The sequence below is a fragment of the Streptomyces sp. NBC_00386 genome (genome assembly GCF_036063235.1).
Lineage (GTDB): Bacteria > Actinomycetota > Actinomycetes > Streptomycetales > Streptomycetaceae > Streptomyces.
The window spans coordinates 7,243,286-7,268,053 of sequence record NZ_CP107950.1 but is presented as its reverse complement, the minus strand read 5'-3'; the positions used below and the strand labels follow the sequence as shown (position 1 = coordinate 7,268,053).

Here is a 24,768-nt window from a genome sequence, read left to right as displayed (position 1 = left end):
TGTCGTCCCGACGGAATCCTCCACCGCTGCTGCCACCGCGGTCGTCTCGGCGGGGGCCGCCCTGACGGTCGTCACGGCCACGGGGGGCACCGCCACCGCCACCGCCACCGCTGCTTCCGCCACGGCTGTCGTCGCGACGGAAGCCGCCACGGTCACCGCCACTGCGGTTGTCGTCGCGTCGGCCGGAGCCGCCGCGGTCGTTGTCACGGCGCGGGCCTCCGCGGTTGTCACCGCGGTCACCACTGTCACGACGGCGCTGGTCGCGCTCCGGTCGCTCGTCGGGAGAGTTGGTGGACATGGGTGACTCCTGTCATCGGTACCGCAAGTCATTCTCGCGCAGCCGGGTACCCGGCGCGCTTCGGTGAAACAAAAAAGGACCCTCAGCCCCAGCGAGTCGCTGGGACCAAGGGTCCTCCAAATTTAGTTCGGCGGCGTCCTACTCTCCCACAGGGTCCCCCCTGCAGTACCATCGGCGCTGTGAGGCTTAGCTTCCGGGTTCGGAATGTAACCGGGCGTTTCCCTCACGCTATGACCACCGAAACCCTGTCAGACGCCTCGTGATGAAACGAGGCCTCGAACGGGCAGCGAACAAGCACACTTTTTAATTGATTAAGTGAAACTGTTCAGCCAGCACAACCGTTCGTTGTCTGGGAACTACACAGTGGACGCGAGCAACTGAGGACAAGCCCTCGGCCTATTAGTACCAGTCACCTCCACCCGTTGCCGGGCTTCCAGATCTGGCCTATCAACCCAGTCGTCTACTGGGAGCCTTAACCCCTCGAGGGGGTGGGAATACTCATCTCGAAGCAGGCTTCCCGCTTAGATGCTTTCAGCGGTTATCCCTCCCGAACGTAGCCAACCAGCCATGCCCTTGGCAGGACAACTGGCACACCAGAGGTTCGTCCGTCCCGGTCCTCTCGTACTAGGGACAGCCCTTCTCAATATTCCTACGCGCACAGCGGATAGGGACCGAACTGTCTCACGACGTTCTAAACCCAGCTCGCGTACCGCTTTAATGGGCGAACAGCCCAACCCTTGGGACCGACTCCAGCCCCAGGATGCGACGAGCCGACATCGAGGTGCCAAACCATCCCGTCGATATGGACTCTTGGGGAAGATCAGCCTGTTATCCCCGGGGTACCTTTTATCCGTTGAGCGACGGCGCTTCCACAAGCCACCGCCGGATCACTAGTCCCGACTTTCGTCCCTGCTCGACCCGTCGGTCTCACAGTCAAGCTCCCTTGTGCACTTACACTCAACACCTGATTGCCAACCAGGCTGAGGGAACCTTTGGGCGCCTCCGTTACTCTTTAGGAGGCAACCGCCCCAGTTAAACTACCCATCAGACACTGTCCCTGATCCGGATCACGGACCCAGGTTAGACATCCAGCACGACCAGACTGGTATTTCAACGACGACTCCACCTGAACTGGCGTCCAAGCTTCACAGTCTCCCAGCTATCCTACACAAGCCGAACCGAACACCAATATCAAACTGTAGTAAAGGTCCCGGGGTCTTTCCGTCCTGCTGCGCGAAACGAGCATCTTTACTCGTAGTGCAATTTCACCGGGCCTATGGTTGAGACAGTCGAGAAGTCGTTACGCCATTCGTGCAGGTCGGAACTTACCCGACAAGGAATTTCGCTACCTTAGGATGGTTATAGTTACCACCGCCGTTTACTGGCGCTTAAGTTCTCAGCTTCGCCACCCCGAAGAGTGACTAACCGGTCCCCTTAACGTTCCAGCACCGGGCAGGCGTCAGTCCGTATACATCGCCTTACGGCTTCGCACGGACCTGTGTTTTTAGTAAACAGTCGCTTCTCGCTGGTCTCTGCGGCCACCCCCAGCTCATGGAGTAAATCCAATCACCGGTGATGGCCCCCCTTCTCCCGAAGTTACGGGGGCATTTTGCCGAGTTCCTTAACCATAGTTCACCCGAACGCCTCGGTATTCTCTACCTGACCACCTGAGTCGGTTTAGGGTACGGGCCGCCATGAAACTCGCTAGAGGCTTTTCTCGACAGCATAGGATCATCCACTTCACCACAATCGGCTCGGCATCAGGTCTCAGCCTTGATGTGTGACGGATTTGCCTATCACACGGCCTACACCCTTACCCCGGGACAACCACCGCCCGGGATGGACTACCTTCCTGCGTCACCCCATCACTCACCTACTACAGGTCTGGTCCGTCGGCTCCACCACTCCCCTTTGCCCGAAGGCTCCGGGGCGGCTTCACGGACTTAGCATCGCCTGGTTCGATGTTTGACGCTTCACAGCGGGTACCGGAATATCAACCGGTTATCCATCGACTACGCCTGTCGGCCTCGCCTTAGGTCCCGACTTACCCTGGGCAGATCAGCTTGACCCAGGAACCCTTAGTCAATCGGCGCACACGTTTCTCACGTGTGTATCGCTACTCATGCCTGCATTCTCACTCGTGAACCGTCCACCACTGCCTTCCGGCGCGGCTTCACCCGGCACACGACGCTCCCCTACCCATCACAGCGGGCGTTGGCCCTATTGCTGCAATGACACGACTTCGGCGGTACGCTTGAGCCCCGCTACATTGTCGGCGCGGAATCACTAGACCAGTGAGCTATTACGCACTCTTTCAAGGGTGGCTGCTTCTAAGCCAACCTCCTGGTTGTCTGTGCGACTCCACATCCTTTCCCACTTAGCGTACGCTTAGGGGCCTTAGTCGATGCTCTGGGCTGTTTCCCTCTCGACCATGGAGCTTATCCCCCACAGTCTCACTGCCGCGCTCTCACTTACCGGCATTCGGAGTTTGGCTAAGGTCAGTAACCCGGTAGGGCCCATCGCCTATCCAGTGCTCTACCTCCGGCAAGAAACACACGACGCTGCACCTAAATGCATTTCGGGGAGAACCAGCTATCACGGAGTTTGATTGGCCTTTCACCCCTAACCACAGGTCATCCCCCAGGTTTTCAACCCTGGTGGGTTCGGTCCTCCACGACCTCTTACAGCCGCTTCAACCTGCCCATGGCTAGATCACTCCGCTTCGGGTCTTGAGCGCGCTACTGAATCGCCCTATTCGGACTCGCTTTCGCTACGGCTTCCCCACACGGGTTAACCTCGCAACGCACCGCAAACTCGCAGGCTCATTCTTCAAAAGGCACGCAGTCACGACGCACTGAGTAAACTCAATGCGCGACGCTCCCACGGCTTGTAGGCACACGGTTTCAGGTACTATTTCACTCCGCTCCCGCGGTACTTTTCACCATTCCCTCACGGTACTATCCGCTATCGGTCACCAGGGAATATTTAGGCTTAGCGGGTGGTCCCGCCAGATTCACACGGGATTTCTCGGGCCCCGTGCTACTTGGGTGTCTCTCAAACGAGCCGTTGATGTTTCGACTACGGGGGTCTTACCCTCTACGCCGGACCTTTCGCATGTCCTTCGCCTACATCAACGGTTTCTGACTCGTCTCACAGCCGGCAGACTGTGAAAGAGAGATCCCACAACCCCCAAGCGCAACCCCTGCCGGGTCTCACACGCTTGAGGTTTGGCCTCATCCGGTTTCGCTCGCCACTACTCCCGGAATCACGGTTGTTTTCTCTTCCTGCGGGTACTGAGATGTTTCACTTCCCCGCGTTCCCTCCACATACCCTATGTGTTCAGGTATGGGTGACAGCCCATGACGACTGCCGGGTTTCCCCATTCGGAAACCCCCGGATCAAAGCCTGGTTGACGGCTCCCCGGGGACTATCGTGGCCTCCCACGTCCTTCATCGGTTCCTGGTGCCAAGGCATCCACCGTGCGCCCTTAAAAACTTGGCCACAGATGCTCGCGTCCACTGTGCAGTTCTCAAACAACGACCAACCACCCGTCACACACCACTTACGCGATGCTTCACCGGGGCCGGCACTGAAGGCAGCCTTTCGGCCGTACCTTCAGACACCCAACAGCGTGCCCGACACCCTCGCCACTCATGATCAGCTTTCCACGCTCCGAAGAGCAGTACTGGCAGCCCGAGATGACTGAGAGTGCCGAATAATCAACGTTCCACCCATGAGCAACCACCGTCGGACATTTGCCGACGTAATGGCCCTGGACCACCGGGCAAGCCCGGCGGCCTAGATGCTCCTTAGAAAGGAGGTGATCCAGCCGCACCTTCCGGTACGGCTACCTTGTTACGACTTCGTCCCAATCGCCAGTCCCACCTTCGACAGCTCCCTCCCACAAGGGGTTGGGCCACCGGCTTCGGGTGTTACCGACTTTCGTGACGTGACGGGCGGTGTGTACAAGGCCCGGGAACGTATTCACCGCAGCAATGCTGATCTGCGATTACTAGCAACTCCGACTTCATGGGGTCGAGTTGCAGACCCCAATCCGAACTGAGACAGGCTTTTTGAGATTCGCTCCGCCTCACGGCTTCGCAGCTCTTTGTACCTGCCATTGTAGCACGTGTGCAGCCCAAGACATAAGGGGCATGATGACTTGACGTCGTCCCCACCTTCCTCCGAGTTGACCCCGGCAGTCTCCTGTGAGTCCCCATCACCCCGAAGGGCATGCTGGCAACACAGAACAAGGGTTGCGCTCGTTGCGGGACTTAACCCAACATCTCACGACACGAGCTGACGACAGCCATGCACCACCTGTACACCGACCACAAGGGGGGCACTATCTCTAATGCTTTCCGGTGTATGTCAAGCCTTGGTAAGGTTCTTCGCGTTGCGTCGAATTAAGCCACATGCTCCGCTGCTTGTGCGGGCCCCCGTCAATTCCTTTGAGTTTTAGCCTTGCGGCCGTACTCCCCAGGCGGGGAACTTAATGCGTTAGCTGCGGCACCGACGACGTGGAATGTCGCCAACACCTAGTTCCCACCGTTTACGGCGTGGACTACCAGGGTATCTAATCCTGTTCGCTCCCCACGCTTTCGCTCCTCAGCGTCAGTAATGGCCCAGAGATCCGCCTTCGCCACCGGTGTTCCTCCTGATATCTGCGCATTTCACCGCTACACCAGGAATTCCGATCTCCCCTACCACACTCTAGCTAGCCCGTATCGAATGCAGACCCGGGGTTAAGCCCCGGGCTTTCACACCCGACGTGACAAGCCGCCTACGAGCTCTTTACGCCCAATAATTCCGGACAACGCTTGCGCCCTACGTATTACCGCGGCTGCTGGCACGTAGTTAGCCGGCGCTTCTTCTGCAGGTACCGTCACTCTCGCTTCTTCCCTGCTGAAAGAGGTTTACAACCCGAAGGCCGTCATCCCTCACGCGGCGTCGCTGCATCAGGCTTTCGCCCATTGTGCAATATTCCCCACTGCTGCCTCCCGTAGGAGTCTGGGCCGTGTCTCAGTCCCAGTGTGGCCGGTCGCCCTCTCAGGCCGGCTACCCGTCGTCGCCTTGGTGAGCCACTACCTCACCAACAAGCTGATAGGCCGCGGGCTCATCCTTCACCGCCGGAGCTTTTAACCCCCACCCATGCAGGCAGGAGTGTTATCCGGTATTAGACCCCGTTTCCAGGGCTTGTCCCAGAGTGAAGGGCAGATTGCCCACGTGTTACTCACCCGTTCGCCACTAATCCACCCCGAAAGGCTTCATCGTTCGACTTGCATGTGTTAAGCACGCCGCCAGCGTTCGTCCTGAGCCAGGATCAAACTCTCCGTGAATGTTTTCCCGTAATCGGGACGACACCACGAGAGCGGAACAACCGGTCGGAATAGGACCGGCGTTCACAGCGTCCTCGCTGATGCGCCTGCCGGAACAATGCCCGGCAGGACTTTTTCAAAGGAACCTCGTCCCGACCGAACGGCCGGAGACGGGGTATCAACAAATCTGGCGTTGATTTTTGGCACGCTGTTGAGTTCTCAAGGAACGGACGCTTCCTTTGTACTCACCCTCTCGGGCTTTCCTCCGGGCGCTTCCCTTCGGTCTTGCGTTTCCGACTCTATCAGACCGTTTCCGTATCCGATTTCCTCGGCGCTTTCCAGGTAATCCGCTTTCGCGTTTCCCTTTCCGGCGGCTCCGACTCTATCAGATCCTTTCGGGCCTGACCCCCAGTCAGCGGGGTTTGTCTTCCGGCCCTTTCAGCGCTTTCGCGTTTCGCGGCCTTTCGACATTCACTACGTTAACCGATTCCCTCGGCGACTCATAATCGAGTTCCGCGGGCTCCAATTCAGACGTGCAGGCACGCCGAATAGGCCCCCGCTGAGGGGAAGTCGTAGGTAGTGGGTGGCCGCTCTCGGCTGCTGGCTGAACGCCGTAACCGGTTCAAGCGGCTCGGGCCACATTACGGATCCCGAAGGGGCGCGTCAAGTTGAACAGCGGCGGGGCGCATGCGCTCTATAAGGACTCGCCGTCGGGTCGTCGGTGACCCGGAAACGCCCGGAGTGAACACCTCCGTCGCCGCCGTCTCCGGTGCGTGGACCGTTGCGTACCTGGTCGGAGGGGACGGGGTACCTCCCGGCAAGGTCAGGGGCGAACCCTCGGGCCGCAGGCGCCCGCTCCGTCGAACGACCGGTCCACTCCCAGTGCCGTCGCGTGGCACGCCGACCCTTTGGCCAGTTCCCTGCCGTATCGGGCCGAGAGTCGACGTTTACAAGCGAGGTCCGGTCCTCGGACAGGAGCGCCCCATGATGCGCCCGTCGAAGCCGGAAGCCAGCTCGATGGCGCCCGAACGATCATGTGATGTGATGCCTTCCGCCACTCGGGGTAGGCGCGCGGGCACAGCGCGCCGGAATCGGGAGACGGAACAGCGGAACGGGGGCGCCATGTCGAGCGGGCGGGACTCTTTCGTGCCGGTCTCCGGTACCCGACCATTGCTGACACGCGCCTTGACCCGAGAGTCAAGCCGAGCCCGGCTCTTCCTGACTGCCGGGGGATGGCGCCCCACCGATGCGGACGCCGCCGCGGCCGGCCGGGTCCTGGCTCGCCTCACCGCCCTGCTCCCCGCCCGTGGAGCCTCCGCCGCACGGACGCGGGCCACGGACCGGGACCGACGGCTCCAGCGGATCTGGCGCACCACGGTGCATCACCTCGACGCAGGCGCCGTCAGCGCGTCGGCCGCCGCCCTTCTGGCCGCCGTCGCTCGCGCCTTCCTGCCCTGGCACGCCGCCCCCAACCCGCCGGCCGCCGCCGCGGCTCCGCGCTATCCGGTGTCCCAGGACACCGCCGACGGCTTGCCGGTCCCCCCGACCGAGGCAGGCGAAGCCCTGCTCCCCGACCTGACCGAACTGTTCTCCGCCCTGGCCGCCCCGAACCCGTCCGGGACCACCGCTCTCACGCCCCCGGCCGTTCCGTGGGAGGTCCGCTACACAGGTCGGTTCCGGCATTACGGCAGGCCCGCACCCGGCGTGTGGACGGCCGACACGGTCCACTGTCCTGGGTGCGCGCGTGCGGATGGTCCTTGGACAGTGGCCGGCGACTGGTGCCTGATCTCCCTGGGCTGCCCTTGCGGGCTGGTGACCGACGAGCACGGCCTCACCTTCTCCGAGGTCTGGCTCCGCCTGCCGGACTCGTGAGCGAGCGTCGCCATCAGCCTGCCCCGGCAGGCCAAGGCGCTGCGCTCAGTCCGGCTTGGCTCTCGGGCTCAGTCGGTACGCCGAGACCGTTGGATCACCGGCGAGATAGAAACGGTGCTGCCAGTCGTGGGCTCTGCTCACGCCTACCCGAGGTCCGGCCCGTACGAGCGCGGCGGGTACCGGCTCGCCCTCGGACAGTGCGACCGAGGCGTCCGTCAGCAGGTCTGTGCCGTTGTGTTCCGCCGTGATGCCGAGCGCCTGGCAGAAGTTCCCCGGACCCCGCGCGAGACGTGGACTCTCGACCTTGTCCCCTCGCCGCTCGCGTGCCAGGTCTTCCCCTTCGATGACCCTGCCTGCCCGGATGAGGACAGCCGAAGCGATGCCGTCCGCCCCGGTGACGACGTTGGCGCACCAGTGGAGACCGTGAGACCTGTAGACGTACAGATGTCCTGCGGGCCCGAACATGACGGCGTTGCGTGGTGTCCTGCCCCGGTAGGCGTGGGAGGCCGGGTCGGCCGCGCCGGAGTACGCCTCGGTCTCCGTGATCGTGATGCTCACGGTTCCCTCGGGTGTCTCGTGGGTGAGGACGGCACCGAGCAGGTCGGCGGCGACTTCTTCGGCGGGGCGGGCGAGGGCGGCCCTCATGCCGACCGCCTTGCCGGGCCATGAGTCTCCGTGCGGCGCGGCTCGATCGGACCGTCCGGGGCGGCACGTACGAGGACGTGTCCCGGCAGGTCGGGGGTGACGTCGAGGACAGGGCGGTCGAAGGAGTCCCGCGTCAGGGGCGTACGGTCAGGGGCCGCGATCATGGCGTACGAGCGTAGTCCCTCCGCCCACCCTGGCGCGGCGGCGTCCGGAGCCGTTCGGAGCAGTCCGGACGGATATGTGCCCGCGGGGTGGTCAGGGGTCCTCTCCCTTGTAAGGGTGAGGACGCGGAACCGGTCGGGGCCGGATCGCGTTTGTAGGGATCAAAGGATCCAGACGGGCAGAGAACGAACAGGCATTGCCTGGGGAGGAAGTGACGACATGGGGTTCAAGCGGCTGCTTGCGAGCTTGGGGGCCGGTGGGGCTTCGGTCGAGACGGTGCTGACCGAGGCCAACACCGTTCCGGGCGGCGTCGTCCAGGGTGAGGTGCGGATCCAGGGTGGTTCGGTCGACCAGTCGATCGAGGGTCTGTCGGTCGGCCTGCAGGCCAAGGTCGAGGTCGAGGGCCACGACGACCAGGAGTACAAGCAGAACATCGAGTTCACGAAGCTGCGGCTCGGCGGGGCCTTCCAGCTCCAGGCCGGCGCCGTGCACACGGTCCCGTTCGGTCTGGAGATCCCGTGGGAGACGCCGATCACCATGATCGACGGGCAGAGCCTGCGCGGGATGAACATCGGTGTCACCACCGAGCTGCAGATCGCCCGCGCCATCGACCCGGGTGACCTCGACCCGGTCAACGTGCACCCGCTGCCGGCGCAGAAGGCGATTCTCGACGCCTTCATCCAGCTCGGCTTCCGCTTCAAGAACGCGGACATGGAGAAGGGCCACATCCGCAACACCCGTCAGCGGCTGCCGTTCTACCAGGAGATCGAGTTCTACCCGCCGTCGCAGTACCGCGGACTGAACCAGGTGGAGCTGAGCTTCGTCGCGGACGACCGTGCGATGGACGTCATCCTGGAGATGGACAAGAAGCCGGGCCTCTTCAGTGAGGGCAGCGACTCGTTCCGTTCCTTCCAGGTGGGACTGCACGACTTCCAGGGCACGGACTGGGCCGGATACCTGAACCAGTGGCTGTCGGAGGTCGGCAGCAAGCGCAGCTGGTTCTAGGCTCGCAGTACGGAATCCGCCGTTCAGGAGGTACTGACGTGACCGAGCTCAAGAGGCCGCCGCTCCCGCACGACTTCCATCCGCCGGTGCCGGCGTTCACGGTCGCCAGCGAGGATGTCGAGCCGGGCGCGGTGCTGAAGGACGCGCAGGTCCACGCGGCCGGGAACACCTCGCCGCAGCTGAGCTGGGAGGGCTTTCCGCCGGAGACCAAGAGCTTCGCCGTGACGTGCTTCGATCCGGACGCCCCGACGGGGAGCGGATTCTGGCACTGGGTGCTGTTCGACGTCCCGGCCTCGGTGACGGAGCTGCCCACGGGCGCGGGCAGCGGCAAGTTCGAGGGTCTGCCCGACGGTGCCGTCCAGGTGCGCAACGACTACGGGTCCCGGGACTTCGGCGGCGCCGCGCCGCCGGCCGGGGACCCCGCGCACCGGTACGTCTTCACGGTGTACGCCGTGGATCAGGAGAAGCTCGGTCCCGACGCGGACGTGTCCCCCGCCGTGGTGGGCTTCAATCTGCGGTTCCACACGCTGGCGCGCGCCCAGTTGATCGGTGAGTACGCCGCTCCCGCCGCAGACTGACGTTCGCCGAACGTTTGCCCGCCTCTGGTCATGGAATTGATCAGGGGCGGGCACTTTTTTATTGCGTTGTCCATCTCGGCGTGCCCGGCCAGAGTTGATCCCAGCCCGCCGCAGGTGGGCCGGTGCGCAATAGGAGGTGGGCTGGATGCGGGACACGCTGGTACTGAACGCGAGCTTTGAGCCGTTGTCGACGGTGACGTTGAACCGAGCCGTCGTTCTGGTGCTGACGGACAAGGCCGTCGTCGAGCAGGCTCACCCCGAACTGCGCATGCGCGGTGCCGCGCTGGACATACCCGTGCCCCGGGTGATCAGGCTCTGCCGCTACGTCCGGGTGCCGTTCCGAAGACAAGCGCCGTGGTCGAGGCGGGGTGTGCTGGTACGCGACCGGCACCGGTGCGCCTACTGCGGGCGCCGGGCCACGACCGTGGACCACGTCGTGCCGCGGGCTCAGGGCGGTCAGGACTCCTGGCTGAACACCGTGGCCTCGTGTGCCGAGGACAATCACCGCAAGGCCGACCGTACCCCGGAGCAGGCCCAGATGCCCTTGCTGCGGCAGCCGTTCGAGCCGACGCCCGCGGACGCCATGCTGCTGGCGCTCGGTCAGGACGACTTCGACGCGCTGCCGGAGTGGCTGGCCCAGCCGGCCGCGTAACCCGTACGACATGACGATGGGGCCCACCTCCCGCGGGAGGTGGGCCCCATCGTCATAGTGCATCGTCCTACGGCATCAGTCCGTGATGGACGGTTTCTCGCGGCGCTCGTTGCCGTCGCCGGAGTCCCTGGAAGAACCCCGGTTGCCCGAACCCCCGCCCAGGTTGCCGAAGTTACCCATGGCACCGCTGAGGCCCTTGAGGGCGTCGCCGATCTCGCTGGGCACGATCCAGAGCTTGTTGGCGTCGCCCTCGGCGATCTTCGGGAGCATCTGGAGGTACTGGTAGGAGAGGAGCTTCTGGTCCGGGTCTCCGGCGTGGATGGCCTCGAAGACCGTGCGAACGGCCTGGGCCTCGCCCTCGGCGCGCAGGGCCGCGGCCTTGGCCTCACCTTCGGCACGCAGGATCGCGGACTGCTTCTCGCCTTCCGCGGTGAGGATCTGGGACTGGCGGATGCCTTCCGCGGTGAGGATCGCGGCGCGCTTGTCACGGTCGGCGCGCATCTGCTTCTCCATCGAGTCCTGGATGGAGGTGGGCGGTTCGATCGCCTTCAGCTCGACGCGGTTGACGCGGATGCCCCACTTGCCGGTGGCCTCGTCGAGGACGCCGCGCAGGGCCGCGTTGATCTCCTCGCGGGAGGTGAGGGTCCGCTCCAGGTCCATGCCGCCGATGATGTTGCGCAGGGTGGTGACGGTGAGCTGCTCGATCGCCTGGATGTAGCTGGCGACCTCGTACGTCGCGGCTCGCGCGTCGGTGACCTGGTAGTAGATGACGGTGTCGATGTTGACGACCAGGTTGTCCTGGGTGATCACCGGCTGCGGCGGGAACGGCACGACCTGTTCGCGCAGGTCGATGCGGTTGCGGATCGAGTCTATGAACGGGACGACGATGTTGAGGCCTGCGTTCAGCGTCCGCGTGTAGCGGCCGAAACGCTCGACGATGGCGGCGCTGGCCTGCGGGATGACCTGGATGGTCTTGATCAGGGCGATGAAGACCAGCACCACCAGAATGATCAGGACGATGATGATCGGTTCCATCGATGCTCCCCGTACCCTTCTCCACTCGGCAATTCCGAAAGATCTTATGGGTGTTGAAGATCTTGCTGGACGAGTCTGACAGAACGTCGTCTGCCACGTGGGGCGTTCGGTTCACTTGCGTTGTACGAGGTCACATGACGATGGCCGTGGCTCCGTCGATGTCCACGACATCCACTTCCTGGCCCACCTCGTAGGCCAGTGCGCCGTCGAGGGCGCGCGCGGACCAGATCTCCCCGCCGAGCTTGATGCGGCCGGCGCCCGAACTGTCCACGCGTTCCAGGACGATGGCCTGCCTGCCCTTCAACGCCTCGATCCCGGTCGCGAGTTCGGGGCGCTGGGCACGGTGCCTGGCCGCGATGGGGCGTACGACGGCGATGAGCGCGACCGACACGGCGACGAAGACGAGTACCTGGATGACGACACCGCCGCCGAGACCTGCGGCGACCGCCGCGGCGACGGCACCCACGGAGAGCATGCCGAACTCCGGCATCGCGGTCACCACGAGCGGGATGCCGAGTCCGGCCGCCCCGACCAGCCACCACACCCATGCGTTGATGTCGTTCACGTGGTCATGGTAGGACCGCGCTCCCCCGGCGGACAGAGCGCGCGATCAAGTCGGGTACGCCGGGTGACGGGGGTGCGTCCGCGTGTGGTGACGGTTTCAGGCCATCGGCAGGCCCTGCGCGGTCCAGCGCTCGCCGACCTGCTCGACGACGAGGGGAAGGCCGAAGCAGAGGGAGAGGTTGCGCGAGGTGAGTTCGAGCTCCAGCGGGCCCGCGGCGAGCACCTTGCCCTGACGGATCATCAGGACGTGGGTGAAGCCCGGGGCGATCTCCTCGACGTGGTGCGTGACCATGATCATGGAGGGGGCGATCGGGTCGCGGGCGAGCCGGCCGAGGCGGCGCACGAGGTCCTCACGGCCACCGAGGTCGAGGCCGGCCGCGGGCTCGTCGAGGAGCAGCAGCTCGGGGTCGGTCATCAGGGCGCGGGCGATCAGGGTGCGCTTGCGCTCGCCCTCGGAGAGGGTGCCGAACCTGCGCTCCAGGTAGTCGCTCATGCCGAGGCGGTCGAGGAAGGCACGGGCGCGCTGCTCGTCGATGTCCTCGTAGTCCTCGTGCCAGCCGGCGGTCATGCCGTACGCGGCGGTGAGGACGGTCTGGAGGACCGTCTGGCGCTTGGGGAGCTTCTCGGCCATCGCGATACCGGCGATGCCGATGCGCGGACGCAGGTCGAAGACGTCGACCTTGCCGAGGGTCTCACCGAGGATGGTCGCAGTGCCCGCACTGGGGAAGAGGTAGCTGGAGGCGACGTTCAGGAGGGTCGTCTTCCCGGCGCCGTTGGGGCCGAGGATGACCCAGCGCTCCCCCTCCTTGACCGACCAGGAGACCTGGTCCACCAGAGCCCGGCCCTCGCGGACCACGGATACGTCCACCAGCTCCAGTACATCGCTCATGAGCGCGTTGTCTCCCATTGCAGTCTCGGCCGTCGCTTACGTCTGTGGACGAAGCCCCCAGGGAAAACCTACGCCACCGGTCGGCCACCCCGACCCATCGGCCGGTCCTTAGGGTGGGGGCATGCTCTCGGAACCACGCTCAGGACAGCTGACGGCATGGGGAAACGCCCTATTGGCCGGACTTGTTTCTCCGGACGACGCCATGCTCGCCATCGTCGGGGACGACGCGGTGCACCGGGTCGAGGGGTTGCCCGACGAGTCGGCGCCCGTCGGGCTCACGCTCGCCCTCGGCCGGCTGCGCACGCTCGGGGTGACCGGACTGCGGGTCGCGCTGCCCGCGCCGGGGCATCCGCTCGGGCTCAGCGGACCGCCCGAGTTCAACGCGCGCGCCCTCGACGCCGAGGAGGCCGTGGTCTGCCACGGCGCGGCGCTGGGGCTCGTGCCCGAGGTGTACGAGGCCGGGCCCGCCGGCGATGTGCATGTCGAGGTCGTCTGGCGCTGCCTCGCCGTACGCGAGGCGCCGCCCGCCGACGTGCCCTCGCTCGGGGAGGCCGAGCGGGAGCTGGCGGAGGCGCTCCGCGAGGCGACGGAGGCGCTGTCACGGCTGGACGTGGCCGGCTCGGGGCCGGTCGCGGCGGCGGCGATCGACGCGTTCCGGGCGCGGGCGGAGCGGGGGCGCGAGGTGCTGGCCCCCGGGTACCCGCCGCGTGCGGTACGGGTGCTGGAACTGGCTCAGCGGGTCGGGGCGCTGATCTCCGTGGCGCACGAGAGCGGGCACGGCGGCGCGGTGAGCGCGTCGGAGATGGCCGCGCGGGCCGAGGCGCTGCGACCGGTGGAACGGACGGCCCGGCGGGCGCAGGTGGCCGCGTACAACGCCTTCGTGGAGGAACGCGAACGCGGGGTGGGCTGAGCACGGGGCGGCGCGGGGCCGGACATGGCGCTGCGCCGGGCACGGCTGAGCGCTGGGCGCCGGGCCGGGCACGGTGGCTTCCTTGCCGTGCGCGGCCTGCGGACCGTCATCGGAGCGCGGGAGCCCGGCACGCACACCTTGCGCGGCGCGCGTGCCGGGTGCTTCGAGTGCCGTGCGTGCTCCAGGCGGGGCGCTCGCGTGCCGGAGCGCGCCGGACAGTGGGGGCGCCCCGCGAACTCCCGCGCCGGGGAGCTTGTGTGCGGGTGGAGCGGGTGGGGCGTGCTCCAGGGTGCGGGGTGCCGGGGACCACATGCCGAAGGGCCCCACGAAACGTTTCCGTTCGTGGGGCCCTTCCGGACGGGGTGTCTCAGCCGTTGACGCCCGCGTTGCCGAACGTCGGGTTCAGGAGGCCGACGACGTTCACGGAGTCGCCCACGACGTTGACGGGGACGTGGACGGGGATCTGGGCGACGTTGCCCGAGACGGCGCCCGGCGAGTGCGCGGCCGCGCCCTCGGCACCCGAGTCGGCGACAGCGGCACCGGCACCGGCACCCACGGCGATACCGACGACGGTGACGGCCAGGGCGGCCTTCTTGGCGATGTTCATGGGAAGCGTTCCTCCTGCGTTCACGGCTCCGACCCTGTCGCGGGTCGTACGCTGAGCAACGCCGGAGAGCCGGGGACGGCACGGGAAGGCCTGCCGATTGCCCCGTCCGGTTCAGTCCGCGGATGAGCGGACAAGCCGACCGGCCCCCAGGGAGTCCCTGGAAGGCCGGTGGTCGTGGTCGCCTCGACGGGGAACCTCAGCGGTTGAGGCCGAGGTTGCCGAAAGCCGGGTTCAGGGCGCCGATGACGTTCACGCTGTTGCCGACCACGTTCACCGGGACGTCGACCGGGGCCTGGACGAGGTTGCCGGAGACGACGCCCGGGGAGCCCACGGCTTTGCCGCCCGCCGACGCGCCGTCCGCCGCCGAGGCCATGCCCGCACCGGCGGCGACCAGACCGCCGGCCACCATCGCGACAGCCGTGAACTTCTTCAGGTTCTTCACTTGCGAAACCCCTCCTCGCGAACACCGCGGCGGACCGCCGCGACGCACTGGAGAACGGCCGGACCCCACGGAGGATGCGCCATCCGGGTGACATACACACGACGGTATGAATCTCATCCCGGAGCGAAACCCTCCGAATTGACGATCAGTCCGTGATTCCGTGCCGCACCGCCCAGAGCGCGGCCTGGGTGCGGTCGGCGAGGTCGAGTTTCATCAGGATGTTCGAGACGTGGGTCTTCACCGTCTTCTCGGAGAGGACGAGGGCGCGGGCGATCTCCCGGTTGGAGCGGCCGTCCGCGATCAGACCGAGCACCTCCCGCTCCCGTTCGGTGAGCGAAACACCTCTCCCCTGACCCGAGTTGACCTCTTCCTGGGACAGCAGGGCGCTCGCGACCTCGGATTGCAGGACGACGTGTCCCGCGTGGACCGAGCGGATGGCCCCGGCCAGCGCGTCCGGGTCGACGTCCTTGTACACATACCCGGCGGCGCCCGCGCGCAGGGCCGGCACCACCGTGCGCTGCTCGGTGAAACTGGTGACGATCAGCACGCGCGCGGGGTTGGCGAGTTCGCGGAGCTTGCGCAGCGCGTCGATGCCGTCCATCCCCGGCATCTTGACGTCCATGAGCACGATGTCCGGTTTCAACTCCTCGGCGCGGGCGACGCCGTCGGCTCCGTCGGACGCCTCCCCGACGACCTCGATGTCGTCCTGGACTTCCAGGAAGGTGCGCAGTCCCCGGCGGACGACCTGGTGGTCGTCGACGAGCAGCACCTTGATTGCGTCAGCCACCAGGGACCTCCATCTCGATCACGGTGCCCTTCCCGGGCGCCGATTCCACGGTGAGTGTGCCGCCGACCCCGCTCGCCCGGTCCCGCATGGACACCAGGCCGAGATGGCGGCCGGCGCTGCGTATCGCGGTGGGGTCGAAGCCGCTGCCGTCGTCGCGGACGTGCAGCACGGCGCCGGGGCCGCGCCGGTCCAGGGTGACGTCGACGCGGGCGGCGCCGGAGTGCCGCAGCGCGTTGTGCAGGGCCTCCTGGGAGACCCTCAGCACGGCCTCCTCCTGGGAGGCGGGCAGTGCTCGTACACCGTGGCTGGAGAAGGTCACGCGCGCGGAGTGGGCGCGGTCGAGGACCTGGATCTGGGTGCGCAGGGTGGCGACGAGCCCGTCCTCGTCGAGGGCCGCGGGGCGCAACTCGACGACGGCGGCGCGCAGTTCTTCGGTGGCCTCCGCGGCGAGCGCGGCCACGTGCTGGAGTTCGCCCTTGGCGCGGGAGGGGTCGCGGTCGACGAGGGTGGCGGCGGCCTGCGCGGTCAGGCGCAGGGAGAACAGCTTCTGGCTGACGGCGTCGTGCAGTTCGTGCGCGAGCCGGGAGCGCTCCTCGGCGATGGTGAGTTCGCGGCTGCGTTCGTAGAGCCGGGCGTTGGTCAGGGCGATCGCCGCGTGCTGGGCGAGGATGGTGAGGAGTTCCTCGTCGTCCTCGGTGAAGCCGCAGCGGCCGTCCGGCCGGGGACACGGCGGCTCCCCCTCGGGCCGCACCTTGTTCGCGAGGAAGAGTGCGCCGATGATCTCGTCGCCGTCGCGGATGGGCAGGCCCAGGAAATCGGACATGTCGGGGTGGGCCGCGGGCCAGCCCTCGAAGCGGGGGTCCTTGCGCACGTCGGCCAGGCGCTCGGGGCGGGCCTCGCGCAGCATCGCGGCGAGGATGCCGTGCTGGCGCGGGAGCGGTCCGATGGCTTTCCACTGCGCGTCGCTGACCCCGTCGACGACGAACTGGGCGAAGCCTCCGTGATCGTCGGGCACGCCCAGCGCCGCGTACTGCGCGTCGAGCAGTTCGCGCGCCGAAGCGACGATCGTCTTGAGGACGTCGCGCACTTCGAGATGCCTGCTCATGGCCAGCAACGCGGAGCTCACCGCGTACAGGCCCGACCGGGGTCCATGACTCATGACCCCAAACTACCGGCGGGGTGTGACACCGCGTATCGGCCCGGTGGCCTCGTCCTCCGGGCCATTGGGCCTAGGACGAAGGGACCCTGATCATTGCGGCCCGCGCACGAGGCGCCCGGGCGGGCCGCGTTCCTACCGTGAGGACACCCGCCGGGAAGGCGGGCTGAGCGAGGGGACGGATGTCATGCCGGTAGCGATCATCACAGGGGCCTCGAAGGGGCTGGGGAGGGCGCTCGGAGCGGCTCTGGCCGAGCGCGGCTGGGATCTGGTGCTCGACGCCAGGACGGCCGGGGTGCTGGAGGAGACCGCGGAGGCGCTCCGCGCGTACGGGACGCGGGTGGAGGCCCTCCCGGGGGACGTGACGGACGCCGGTCACCGCGCCGACCTGGTGGCCTCGGCCCGGAAGCTGGGCGGTGTCGACCTGCTCGTCAACAACGCGAGCGCGCTGGGCGCGGAGCCGCTGGTGCGCCTGGAGGAGCTGGATCCCGAGGGGCTGCGGCGGGCTCTGGAGGTCAATGTGGTGGCCGTGCTGGGTCTGGTCCAGGAGGCGCTGCCGCTGCTGAGGGCGGCCGGAGCGGGCGCGGTCGTCGGCGTCAGCTCGGACGCCGCGGTCCAGGCGTACGAGACATGGGGCGGCTACGGGGCCTCGAAGGCGGCGCTGGACCATCTCTCGGCGGTGCTCGGTGAGGAGGAGCCCGGCCTGCGGGTGTGGGCTGTGGATCCGGGGGACATGGAGACGGACCTCTACGCGGCGGCCGTACCGGACGACGACGGTCCGCGGCCGGCGCCGACCAGCGCGGTTCCGGCCTTCCTGCGTCTGCTCGACGAGCGGCCTGCCAGCGGGCGCTACACGGCTTCGGATCTGCTGGAGGAGCGGTGACGACGGCGACGGGGGCCTCTCGGGCCGGGCGCGGCCGGGCGTGGGGAAGCGTTCCGGAGGAGTTGTCGGCGCGGGTGCCGGCGGAGCAGCGCGGTCCCGGCCTCGACCGGGATTCCGTACGGCTGCTGGTGTCACGCGGTACCGAGGTGTCGCATCACGCGTTCGTGGAGCTGCCCGGGCGGCTGAGGGCCGGGGACCTGCTGATCGTCAACACCTCGGCCACTCTGGCGGCGGCCGTGGACGGGCGGATCGGGCACGCGCGCGTGGTGGTGCACTTCTCCACGCGCGGCGACGACGGGCGGTGGGCGGTCGAACTGCGGGATCCCGACAGCCGGGGAACCACGCGCGCGCGTGCGGGCGGCCCCGGGGGGACAGTGGTGTGCCTGCCGGGGGACGCTCGCCTCGTCCTGGAGGAGCCGCTGACCCCGCGGGGGCAGCGGCTGTGGTGGGGGCGGGTGCCGGACGCGGACGTGCTGGGGCTGCTGCGGCGGTACGGGCGGCCCATCCGCTACTCCTACACGGACCGGGACCAGCCGCTGTCCGTGTACCAGACGGTTTTCGCGCTGCCGTCGGACGACGGGGCGGGAAGCGCGGAGATGCCGAGCGCGGCGCGCCCCTTCACTTCGCGTCTGGTGGCGGAGCTGGTGAGCCGGGGGGTGCAGTTCGCGCCGGTCACCCTGCACACGGGGGTCGCCTCGGCGGAGTCGCACGAGCCTCCGTATCCGGAGCGGTACGAGGTTCCGGCGGTGTCGGCCCGGCTGATCAACGCCGCGCGGGCCGGCGGAGGCCGGATCATCGCGGTCGGTACGACGGCGGTGCGGGCCGTGGAGTCCGCGACCGGTGAGGACGGGCTGGTCCGGGCGGCGAAGGGGTGGACCGGTCTCGTGGTGACTCCGGAGCGCGGCGTGCGGGCCGTCGACGGGCTGCTGACCGGGCTGCACGAGCCGGAGGCCTCGCATCTGCTGATGCTGGAGGCGATCGCGGGAGGGGCGGCGGTCGAGCGTGCGTACGAGGAGGCGCTGCGCGGGCGCTACCTCTGGCACGAGTTCGGCGACGTGCACCTCATCCTCCCCGAGAGGCCTCACTCTGAGCGTTACTCTCGCAACTCCACGTCAGAATGATCGTGGTCCCCTGTGAGCCCGCGCATAGGGTCCACGTCACGTACGAAGGTGCATAGGAGATAAAAGGGACAAGGTGAACAGGGAAGACATGCCAGTCTGCCCCAATTTGTCCCATCTGCGTCCACTACCCAGCTTCGTAGGTCACAGCTTTGCCAGGGCATTTTGCGACCGCTAAGAATTGCTCATGTCGCTCAGCGCCTCGGGTTCTCCCCCGGGGCGTTTGTTCCGGAAACACAGTCCCCAACCGGGACGAAGAGCGACCTCCGCGCTATTCGAAGAGGTCTGTCAGTCATGCTCAAGAACATTGCCGCTCGTGGTCGTAGTCCGAAGCTGACGAAGCTCCACAAGTACTCGGTCGCCGGTGTGGCCACCCTCGGTGCCGCCACCCTCGCGTTCTCCCTGGCGCCGGGCGGCTCCCACACCACCACGGACGCCGCCGCCGCCTCCACGGCGCCCGTCGCCTACAGCGGAAAGCAGATCAAGGGCGTCGAGTCCGACGTGGCCGGCACGAGCGCCGCCGATCTGAAGGCCAAGACCATCGAGGCCAAGCACAAGGCGGCGGACTCCGCGGCCGCGGCGAAGAAGAAGGCCGCCCAGGCGGCGGCCGCCAAGAAGAAGGCCGCCGCCCAGGCCGCCGCGAAGAAGAAGGCCGCCGCCCAGGCCGACGCGAGGAAGAAGGCCGCCGCCGCGAGCCGCTCCACGCAGCGCATCAAGATGCAGACGGTCTCCGCGAAGACGTACGCCAACAACCTCGACGGCTGGATCCGCGAGTCCCTCGACATCATGAAGGCGAAGGGCATCCCCGGCTCGTACCACGGGCTGCACAAGAACATCATGCGTGAGTCCTCGGGCAACCCGATGGCCATCAACGACTGGGACATCAACGCCATCAACGGCATCCCGTCGAAGGGTCTGCTCCAGGTCATCCCGCCGACGTTCAAGGCGTACCACGTGGAAGGCACCTCGTGGGACATCTACAACCCGGTCGCCAACATCACCGCCGCCGCCAACTACGCGGCCGACAAGTACGGTTCCATGGACAACGTGAACAGCGCGTACTGAGGACTCAGCGCGGAGTTCCCACACAGACGCCGAAGGGCGGCACCCCGATCAGGGGTGCCGCCCTCGCGTCGTTCCCGGGCCTCTACTTGCGCATGACCTCGGGCTCGTGGCGGCGCAGGAAGCGGGCCACGAAGAAGCCGCAGGCGACACCGAGGACGATCAGCGCGATCATGTCCACGGTCCAGGCTCCGGCCGTGTGGTCCCACAACGGGTCCGTGCTCGTCGGGTCGTCCTGGTTCGGGAAGATGTTGTTCAGGTCCAGCGTGGCCCCGGACGCGGCCACCGCCCAGCGGGCCGGCATCAGGTACGAGAACTGGTTGACGCCCACCGTGCCGTTCAGGATGAACAGACAGCCGGTGAAGACCACCTGGACGATCGCGAACATGACCAGCAGCGGCATGGTCTTCTCCGCGGTCTTCACCAGCGAGGAGATGATCAGGCCGAACATCATCGACACGAAGCCCAGAGCCATGATCGGCAGCGTGAGCTCGACCTTGGGCAGGCTCTTGAGGATCAGACCCTCGGACGGGACCTCGCGGCTGCCGAAGCCGATGGCGCCGACCAGCGCGCCCTGCAGCATGGTGATCACACCGAGGACGATCACCTTGGACATCAGGTACGCCGAACGCGACAGACCCGTCGCGCGCTCCCGCTCGTAGATCACCCGTTCCTTGATCAGCTCACGGACCGAGTTGGCGGCGCCCGCGAAACACGCCCCGACCGCGAGGATCAGCAGCACCGTCGTGGCGGTGCCGTTCGCGACATGGGCGCCCGACGGCAGGATCTTGTCGTTGACCAGCAGCGTCTTGCCGTTGTCGATGAGCAGGCTGACCGAGCCCAGGACAGCGGGCAGGATCACCGTCAGCGCGAGGAAGCCCTTGTCCGACACGATCACCGAGACATAGCGGCGCATCAGCGTCATCAGCTGGGAGCCCCAGCTCTGCGGCTTCGGCGGCTTCATCGCCTGCGCGGACGGCATCTGCGTCGACTGCGGAGCCACCGCGTCGATGTCCGCCGCGTACATCTGGTAGTGCTGCGAGCCCTTCCATCGGCCCGCCCAGTCGTAGTCGCGGTAGTTCTCGAACGCGGAGAACACATCGGCCCAGGTCTCGTAGCCGAAGAAGTTCAGCGCCTCCTCCGGCGGACCGAAGTAGGCGACGGAGCCGCCGGGCGCCATCACGAGGAGCTTGTCGCAGATAGCGAGCTCCGCCACCGAGTGCGTGACGACGAGGACCGTACGGCCGTCGTCGGCGAGGCCGCGCAGCAGCTGCATGACATCGCGGTCCATGCCCGGGTCGAGACCGGAGGTCGGCTCGTCCAGGAAGATCAGCGACGGCTTGGTGAGCAGCTCCAGAGCCACCGAGACACGCTTGCGCTGGCCACCTGAGAGCGAGGTGACCTTCTTCTCCTTGTGGACGTCCAGCTTCAGCTCGCGCAGCACCTCGTCTATGCGCGCATCGCGCTCCTCGCCCGTGGTGTCGGCGGGGAAGCGCAGCTTGGCCGCGTACTTGAGGGCCTTCTTGACGGTCAGTTCCTTGTGCAGGATGTCGTCCTGCGGGACCAGACCGATGCGCTGGCGCAGCTCGGCGAACTGCTTGTACAGGTTCCGGTTGTCGTAGAGGACGTCGCCCTGGTTGGCGGGGCGGTAGCCCGTGAGCGCCTTCAGGAGCGTCGACTTGCCGGAACCCGAGGGGCCGATGACCGCGACGAGCGACTTCTCGGGTACGCCGAAGGAGACGTCCTTGAGGATCTGCTTGCCGCCGTCGACGGTGACCGTCAGGTGGCGGGCCGAGAAGGAGACCTCACCGGTGTCGACGAACTCCTCGAGCCGGTCGCCGACCAGCCGGAACGTCGAGTGGCCGACGCCGACGATGTCGTTCGGGCCGAGCAGCGCGGAGCCGCCCTTGGCGATCGGCATACCGTTGACGTACGTGCCGTTGTGCGAGCCGAGATCACGGATCTCGAAGCGGCCGTCCGGCGTCGCGTGGAACTCGGCGTGATTGCGGGAGACCTGGAGGTCGGAGACCACCAGTTCGTTCTCCAGCGCACGACCGATGCGCATCACCCGGCCCAGCGAGAACTGGTGGAAGGTCGTCGGGCTGCGGTCGCCGTAGACCGGCGGTGCCCCCGCGCCACCGCCGGGTCCCTGCTGCTGCGGAATGCCTCCCGCCTGCTGCGCGTTCTGCGGAGGCGTCGACGCCTGCGGCGTCGGCTGCTGAGCCCAGCCGGGGCCGGCGCCCTGCGCCGCGAACGGCTGCTGCGCCACCGGGGCCGCGGCACCGGACACACTCAGGCGCGGACCGTCGGTCGCGTTGCCGAGAAACACAGCCGATCCGGGACCGATCTCCAACTGATGGATCCGCTGCCCCTGTACGAACGTGCCGTTGGTGCTCCCGTGGTCGTCGATGACCCAACTGCGGCCGTTCCAGCTGATCGTGGCGTGGCGCCAGGAGACCCTGGCGTCCTCGAGCACGATGTCCCCCTGCGGATCACGTCCGAGGGTGTGAGGCCTGGACGCGTCGAGCGTCCAGGTCCGTCCATTCAATTCCAGTACGAGTTCCGGCACTCCAGCCCCACTGAGTTGTCCCCCGAGTTTCCCCCATCGCAGGGAGTCTAGGGATGTCGAACATCGTGGGGAACTATTTCAGTTCAGGCCCCCTGACCGAAAGTCGGGCCTTGTGAACGTCGGTGACGGGCGGGTTGCCCGCATCCGTTGACGGGGTTGAAACCGGCCCGGAGAGTGGTAATCCCACACGAGGGGGACATGCGCGGGATCACCGCGGCGCTGATCGGGGGGTCTGGCGATGAGCATCGGGACCATGCACCACGGCGGAAGCGTCAGGAGTGTGCCGTGGGGGGACGTGCTGTTGTCGGCGGTCGCCTCCGTGAGCTGGGCGCTGATCGGGATGGCGGGCACCGCCGCGCTCGGTCTGCACCTGCTCGGGGCGGACGCGGCGGCCTCGCTCGGCCCCATGACCGCCGCGATGGTGGCGCTCGGAGCGGGCGGCACGGTGACACCCTCCGGCAACGTCTCGGCCTTCGGGCTGAAGGGAGCGCAGGCGCACACCGCCATACAGATCACGCCGCTCGGCGTCGGGCTGGTCGGTGCCCTGCTGCTGTCGTGGTTCTTCCTGCGCTCCTTGCGCGGGGCGGGAGTTGTCATCACGCCGGCCGAGCTCCTGGCGCGGGCGGGCTCGGTGGTCGCCCTGTTCGTGGCGACCCTGGGCGGGCTCGCCTGGGCCGGTCACGACGTCATCACGATCGACGGCGACAAGCTCGGACTCGGCAAGGCCGCGGGCGGTGACGGCGGGCTCGGTTCCATCACCGACAAGCTCCCCGGCGGTCTCGGGGACCTCGGCGGACTGCTGCCCGGCAGGATCGACGACCTCGTGAAGGCCAAGGCGGCCGTGGGGTTCTCCGTCGACACCGTGCCGACCCTGCTCGGCGGAGCCGCGTGGGCCGCCGCGGTGCTGCTGATCGCGCTGCTGGCCTCCCGGCAGACCCCTTTGCCGCGCGGCTGGGACGCCGTGCACCGCGCGGTACGGCCGGCCGCCTCCTCGCTCGTCAGCGTCCTGCTGGTCGCCGTCCTCGCCGGGCTCGCGGCGGCCGCGTACGCGGCGATCGGCGACGACCACCCGAAGCGGATCGCGGGAGCCGCGCTGCTCGGCGCGCCCAACGGCGTGTGGCTCGGCATCCCCCTCGGGCTCTTCGTCCCCTGGGACGGGAAAGCCACCGGCGAGCTCGCCAAGCTGTTGCCCGACCCCCTCGACAAGCTCCTCACCGCCGACGCGTCCCGGCCCGTCACCCTCGGACGGCTCGCCGAACTCGACGGGCGCGTATGGCTGTTGGCGCTCGCGGTCGCTCTGATGATGCTGTACGCGGGCGTCCTGACGGCTGCGCGTACGCCATTCGTACGGGCGGTCGGTGCGGCGGCGGGGGGAGCTTCGAGGGGGCCGGATGGACGGGGGGACAGTGCGCTGCGGTTCACCGGGCGCTGCGCACTTCGGCTGGGGGTCGTGACGGCGCTGGCACTGCCGCTGCTCGCCTGGCTGACGGAGGTGTCGGTGGACGCCTCCCTGTCCGTGTTCGGGTTCGACGCGTTCGGGGCGGGGATCGAGCTGCGCGGGCGCCTGGGGACGGCGTTGGTGCTCGGTGCGCTGTGGGGGGCGGGGGCCGGGGGCGCGGGGGCGTTGCTGGCTTGGTCGAGCGGGGCCGCGGGGCGGAGGGTCGCCGGGGCTGCCCTGGCTGCCGGGGTGGCACGGGGGGACGGGGAGGCTGGGGGGCCAGGGGGGCCTGAGGTTTCTGGAGGGTCCTGGGAGGCTGCGGGGTCCGAGGGACTTGGTGCTGGTGCTGGTGCTGGTGCTGGTGACGATGGGACGGTCGGGCCGTATCGGCCTCGGGGGTCGTACCGGGCGCCCAACCCTGACACCAATCCCTACCTGAGGGTTCCGGACGAGTTGCGGGAACCGGAGGACCGGAGGGCGGCTCCGAGGGGTTCTCGTTCCCGGGCACCGGGTGATGCGTACGGGGCGCCGACCGTGGTGGGACCGATCGGGCCGTCGTCGAAGCGGCGGCCGGACGGGCCGCCGCCGCTGCCTCCCCCGCCCCCGCCTGTTCCGCCGCCGCCGGGCGAGGGGCCGCCTCCTCCTCGTCGGCCCCGGCGTTGAGGACGGTTCGCTGCGCCGGCGTTCGCGGGTGCGGTGCCGGTTCACTGCGCCGGCGTTCGCGGGTGCGGTGCGGCTCCGGTGGGTGGGTCGGGGCCGTGCCGGTACATCCGCCCGT

19 protein-coding genes and 3 rRNA genes are annotated in these 24,768 nt (G+C 67.4%); 9 read left to right on the top strand and 13 right to left on the bottom strand.

What is annotated here, in order from left to right; translation table 11 throughout:
• Positions 1-423: 423 nt before the first annotated feature.
• The 3 genes from rrf to OG780_RS31895 form a co-directional block, all read right to left on the bottom strand.
• A 5S ribosomal RNA gene (gene rrf / locus OG780_RS31905) occupies positions 424-540 on the bottom strand.
• A gap of 137 nt (positions 541-677) precedes the next feature.
• A 23S ribosomal RNA gene (locus tag OG780_RS31900) occupies positions 678-3,799 on the bottom strand.
• Positions 3,800-4,111: 312 nt separating this feature from the next.
• Positions 4,112-5,637, bottom strand: a 16S ribosomal RNA gene (locus tag OG780_RS31895).
• Together the 16S, 23S and 5S rRNA genes form the textbook arrangement of a ribosomal RNA operon.
• A 1,164-nt stretch (positions 5,638-6,801) precedes the next feature.
• Here OG780_RS31895 and OG780_RS31885 point away from each other — a divergent pair.
• On the top strand, positions 6,802-7,488 hold the full coding sequence (locus OG780_RS31885) for a hypothetical protein (RefSeq protein ID WP_328454007.1): 687 nt from the start codon (positions 6,802-6,804) through the stop codon (positions 7,486-7,488).
• 45 nt (positions 7,489-7,533) lie between these two features.
• Here the strand turns inward: OG780_RS31885 and OG780_RS31880 are convergent, their stop codons facing one another.
• Positions 7,534-8,133, bottom strand: coding sequence for a DNA-3-methyladenine glycosylase (locus OG780_RS31880; RefSeq protein WP_328454005.1), 600 nt, complete (start codon positions 8,131-8,133; stop codon positions 7,534-7,536).
• A complete protein-coding gene (locus OG780_RS31875; RefSeq protein WP_443062241.1) occupies positions 8,130-8,297 on the bottom strand; it encodes a hypothetical protein in 168 nt (55 codons plus the stop codon). The genes OG780_RS31880 and OG780_RS31875 overlap by 4 nt, the downstream gene beginning before the upstream one ends.
• Positions 8,298-8,514: 217 nt before the next feature.
• Between OG780_RS31875 and OG780_RS31870 the strand changes: the two genes are divergently transcribed.
• From OG780_RS31870 to OG780_RS31860, 3 genes are all read left to right on the top strand, one after another.
• Positions 8,515-9,300, top strand: coding sequence for a sporulation protein (locus OG780_RS31870; protein WP_328454003.1), 786 nt, complete (start codon positions 8,515-8,517; stop codon positions 9,298-9,300).
• Between the two features lie 38 nt (positions 9,301-9,338).
• Positions 9,339-9,878 (top strand): YbhB/YbcL family Raf kinase inhibitor-like protein, encoded by a 540-nt coding sequence (locus tag OG780_RS31865; RefSeq protein WP_328454001.1) that lies wholly within the window; start codon positions 9,339-9,341, stop codon positions 9,876-9,878.
• Between the two features lie 145 nt (positions 9,879-10,023).
• A complete protein-coding gene (locus OG780_RS31860; protein ID WP_326788617.1) occupies positions 10,024-10,530 on the top strand; it encodes an HNH endonuclease in 507 nt (168 codons plus the stop codon).
• A gap of 75 nt (positions 10,531-10,605) precedes the next feature.
• Here the strand turns inward: OG780_RS31860 and OG780_RS31855 are convergent, their stop codons facing one another.
• From OG780_RS31855 to OG780_RS31845, 3 genes are all read right to left on the bottom strand, one after another.
• Positions 10,606-11,565 (bottom strand): SPFH domain-containing protein, encoded by a 960-nt coding sequence (locus OG780_RS31855; protein WP_328453998.1) that lies wholly within the window; start codon positions 11,563-11,565, stop codon positions 10,606-10,608.
• A gap of 130 nt (positions 11,566-11,695) precedes the next feature.
• Positions 11,696-12,130, bottom strand: coding sequence for an NfeD family protein (locus OG780_RS31850; protein WP_328453996.1), 435 nt, complete (start codon positions 12,128-12,130; stop codon positions 11,696-11,698).
• 96 nt (positions 12,131-12,226) lie between these two features.
• Positions 12,227-13,018, bottom strand: coding sequence for an ABC transporter ATP-binding protein (locus tag OG780_RS31845; RefSeq protein WP_328453994.1), 792 nt, complete (start codon positions 13,016-13,018; stop codon positions 12,227-12,229).
• A 121-nt stretch (positions 13,019-13,139) separates the two neighbouring features.
• Between OG780_RS31845 and OG780_RS31840 the strand changes: the two genes are divergently transcribed.
• Entirely contained in the window at positions 13,140-13,928 is a 789-nt protein-coding gene (locus OG780_RS31840) for a hypothetical protein (protein ID WP_328453992.1), read from the top strand.
• Positions 13,929-14,295: 367 nt separating this feature from the next.
• Here OG780_RS31840 and OG780_RS31835 read toward each other — a convergent pair whose 3' ends face one another.
• From OG780_RS31835 to OG780_RS31820, 4 genes are all read right to left on the bottom strand, one after another.
• Positions 14,296-14,535 (bottom strand): chaplin, encoded by a 240-nt coding sequence (locus OG780_RS31835; protein ID WP_328453990.1) that lies wholly within the window; start codon positions 14,533-14,535, stop codon positions 14,296-14,298.
• A 196-nt stretch (positions 14,536-14,731) separates the two neighbouring features.
• Positions 14,732-14,977, bottom strand: a complete 246-nt coding sequence (locus OG780_RS31830; RefSeq protein WP_326788611.1) for a chaplin — start codon at positions 14,975-14,977, stop codon at positions 14,732-14,734.
• A 145-nt stretch (positions 14,978-15,122) separates the two neighbouring features.
• A complete protein-coding gene (locus OG780_RS31825; RefSeq protein ID WP_328453988.1) occupies positions 15,123-15,764 on the bottom strand; it encodes a response regulator transcription factor in 642 nt (213 codons plus the stop codon).
• Entirely contained in the window at positions 15,757-16,923 is a 1,167-nt protein-coding gene (locus tag OG780_RS31820) for a GAF domain-containing sensor histidine kinase (RefSeq protein ID WP_328453986.1), read from the bottom strand. Before OG780_RS31820 ends, OG780_RS31825 begins: the two co-directional genes overlap by 8 nt.
• A gap of 184 nt (positions 16,924-17,107) precedes the next feature.
• Between OG780_RS31820 and OG780_RS31815 the strand changes: the two genes are divergently transcribed.
• The 3 genes from OG780_RS31815 (at position 17,108) to OG780_RS31805 (ending at position 19,986) form a co-directional block, all read left to right on the top strand.
• Entirely contained in the window at positions 17,108-17,803 is a 696-nt protein-coding gene (locus OG780_RS31815) for an SDR family NAD(P)-dependent oxidoreductase (protein WP_326788608.1), read from the top strand.
• Positions 17,800-18,924: an S-adenosylmethionine:tRNA ribosyltransferase-isomerase gene (locus OG780_RS31810; protein WP_328453984.1), complete on the top strand. Its 1,125-nt coding sequence runs from the start codon at positions 17,800-17,802 to the stop codon at positions 18,922-18,924. Before OG780_RS31815 ends, OG780_RS31810 begins: the two co-directional genes overlap by 4 nt.
• A 291-nt stretch (positions 18,925-19,215) precedes the next feature.
• Positions 19,216-19,986 carry a transglycosylase SLT domain-containing protein gene (locus OG780_RS31805; protein WP_328453982.1) on the top strand — a complete coding sequence of 257 codons (771 nt, stop codon included), beginning with the start codon at positions 19,216-19,218 and terminating at the stop codon, positions 19,984-19,986.
• Positions 19,987-20,068: 82 nt separating this feature from the next.
• Here OG780_RS31805 and OG780_RS31800 read toward each other — a convergent pair whose 3' ends face one another.
• Positions 20,069-22,552: an ABC transporter ATP-binding protein/permease gene (locus tag OG780_RS31800; RefSeq protein ID WP_328453980.1), complete on the bottom strand. Its 2,484-nt coding sequence runs from the start codon at positions 22,550-22,552 to the stop codon at positions 20,069-20,071.
• Between the two features lie 238 nt (positions 22,553-22,790).
• On the opposite strand from OG780_RS31800, the gene OG780_RS31795 reads away from it, so the two are divergent.
• Positions 22,791-24,653: a streptophobe family protein gene (locus OG780_RS31795; protein ID WP_328453978.1), complete on the top strand. Its 1,863-nt coding sequence runs from the start codon at positions 22,791-22,793 to the stop codon at positions 24,651-24,653.
• Positions 24,654-24,768: the final 115 nt, after the last annotated feature.

Excerpts from the sequence above, each read along its gene's own strand:
- OG780_RS31870 (WP_328454003.1), top strand. The coding sequence starts at position 8,515 with ATGGGGTTCAAGCGGCTGCTTGCGAGCTTGGGGGCCGGTGGGGCTTCG.
- OG780_RS31795 (WP_328453978.1), top strand. The coding sequence starts at position 22,791 with ATGAGCATCGGGACCATGCACCACGGCGGAAGCGTCAGGAGTGTGCCG.
- OG780_RS31805 (WP_328453982.1), top strand. The coding sequence starts at position 19,216 with ATGCTCAAGAACATTGCCGCTCGTGGTCGTAGTCCGAAGCTGACGAAG.
- OG780_RS31835 (WP_328453990.1), bottom strand. The coding sequence starts at position 14,535 with ATGAACATCGCCAAGAAGGCCGCCCTGGCCGTCACCGTCGTCGGTATC.
- OG780_RS31860 (WP_326788617.1), top strand. The coding sequence starts at position 10,024 with ATGCGGGACACGCTGGTACTGAACGCGAGCTTTGAGCCGTTGTCGACG.
- OG780_RS31815 (WP_326788608.1), top strand. The coding sequence starts at position 17,108 with ATGCCGGTAGCGATCATCACAGGGGCCTCGAAGGGGCTGGGGAGGGCG.
- OG780_RS31880 (WP_328454005.1), bottom strand. The coding sequence starts at position 8,133 with ATGAGGGCCGCCCTCGCCCGCCCCGCCGAAGAAGTCGCCGCCGACCTG.
- OG780_RS31845 (WP_328453994.1), bottom strand. The coding sequence starts at position 13,018 with ATGAGCGATGTACTGGAGCTGGTGGACGTATCCGTGGTCCGCGAGGGC.
- OG780_RS31840 (WP_328453992.1), top strand. The coding sequence starts at position 13,140 with ATGCTCTCGGAACCACGCTCAGGACAGCTGACGGCATGGGGAAACGCC.
- OG780_RS31875 (WP_443062241.1), bottom strand. The coding sequence starts at position 8,297 with ATGATCGCGGCCCCTGACCGTACGCCCCTGACGCGGGACTCCTTCGAC.
- OG780_RS31820 (WP_328453986.1), bottom strand. The coding sequence starts at position 16,923 with ATGAGTCATGGACCCCGGTCGGGCCTGTACGCGGTGAGCTCCGCGTTG.
- OG780_RS31855 (WP_328453998.1), bottom strand. The coding sequence starts at position 11,565 with ATGGAACCGATCATCATCGTCCTGATCATTCTGGTGGTGCTGGTCTTC.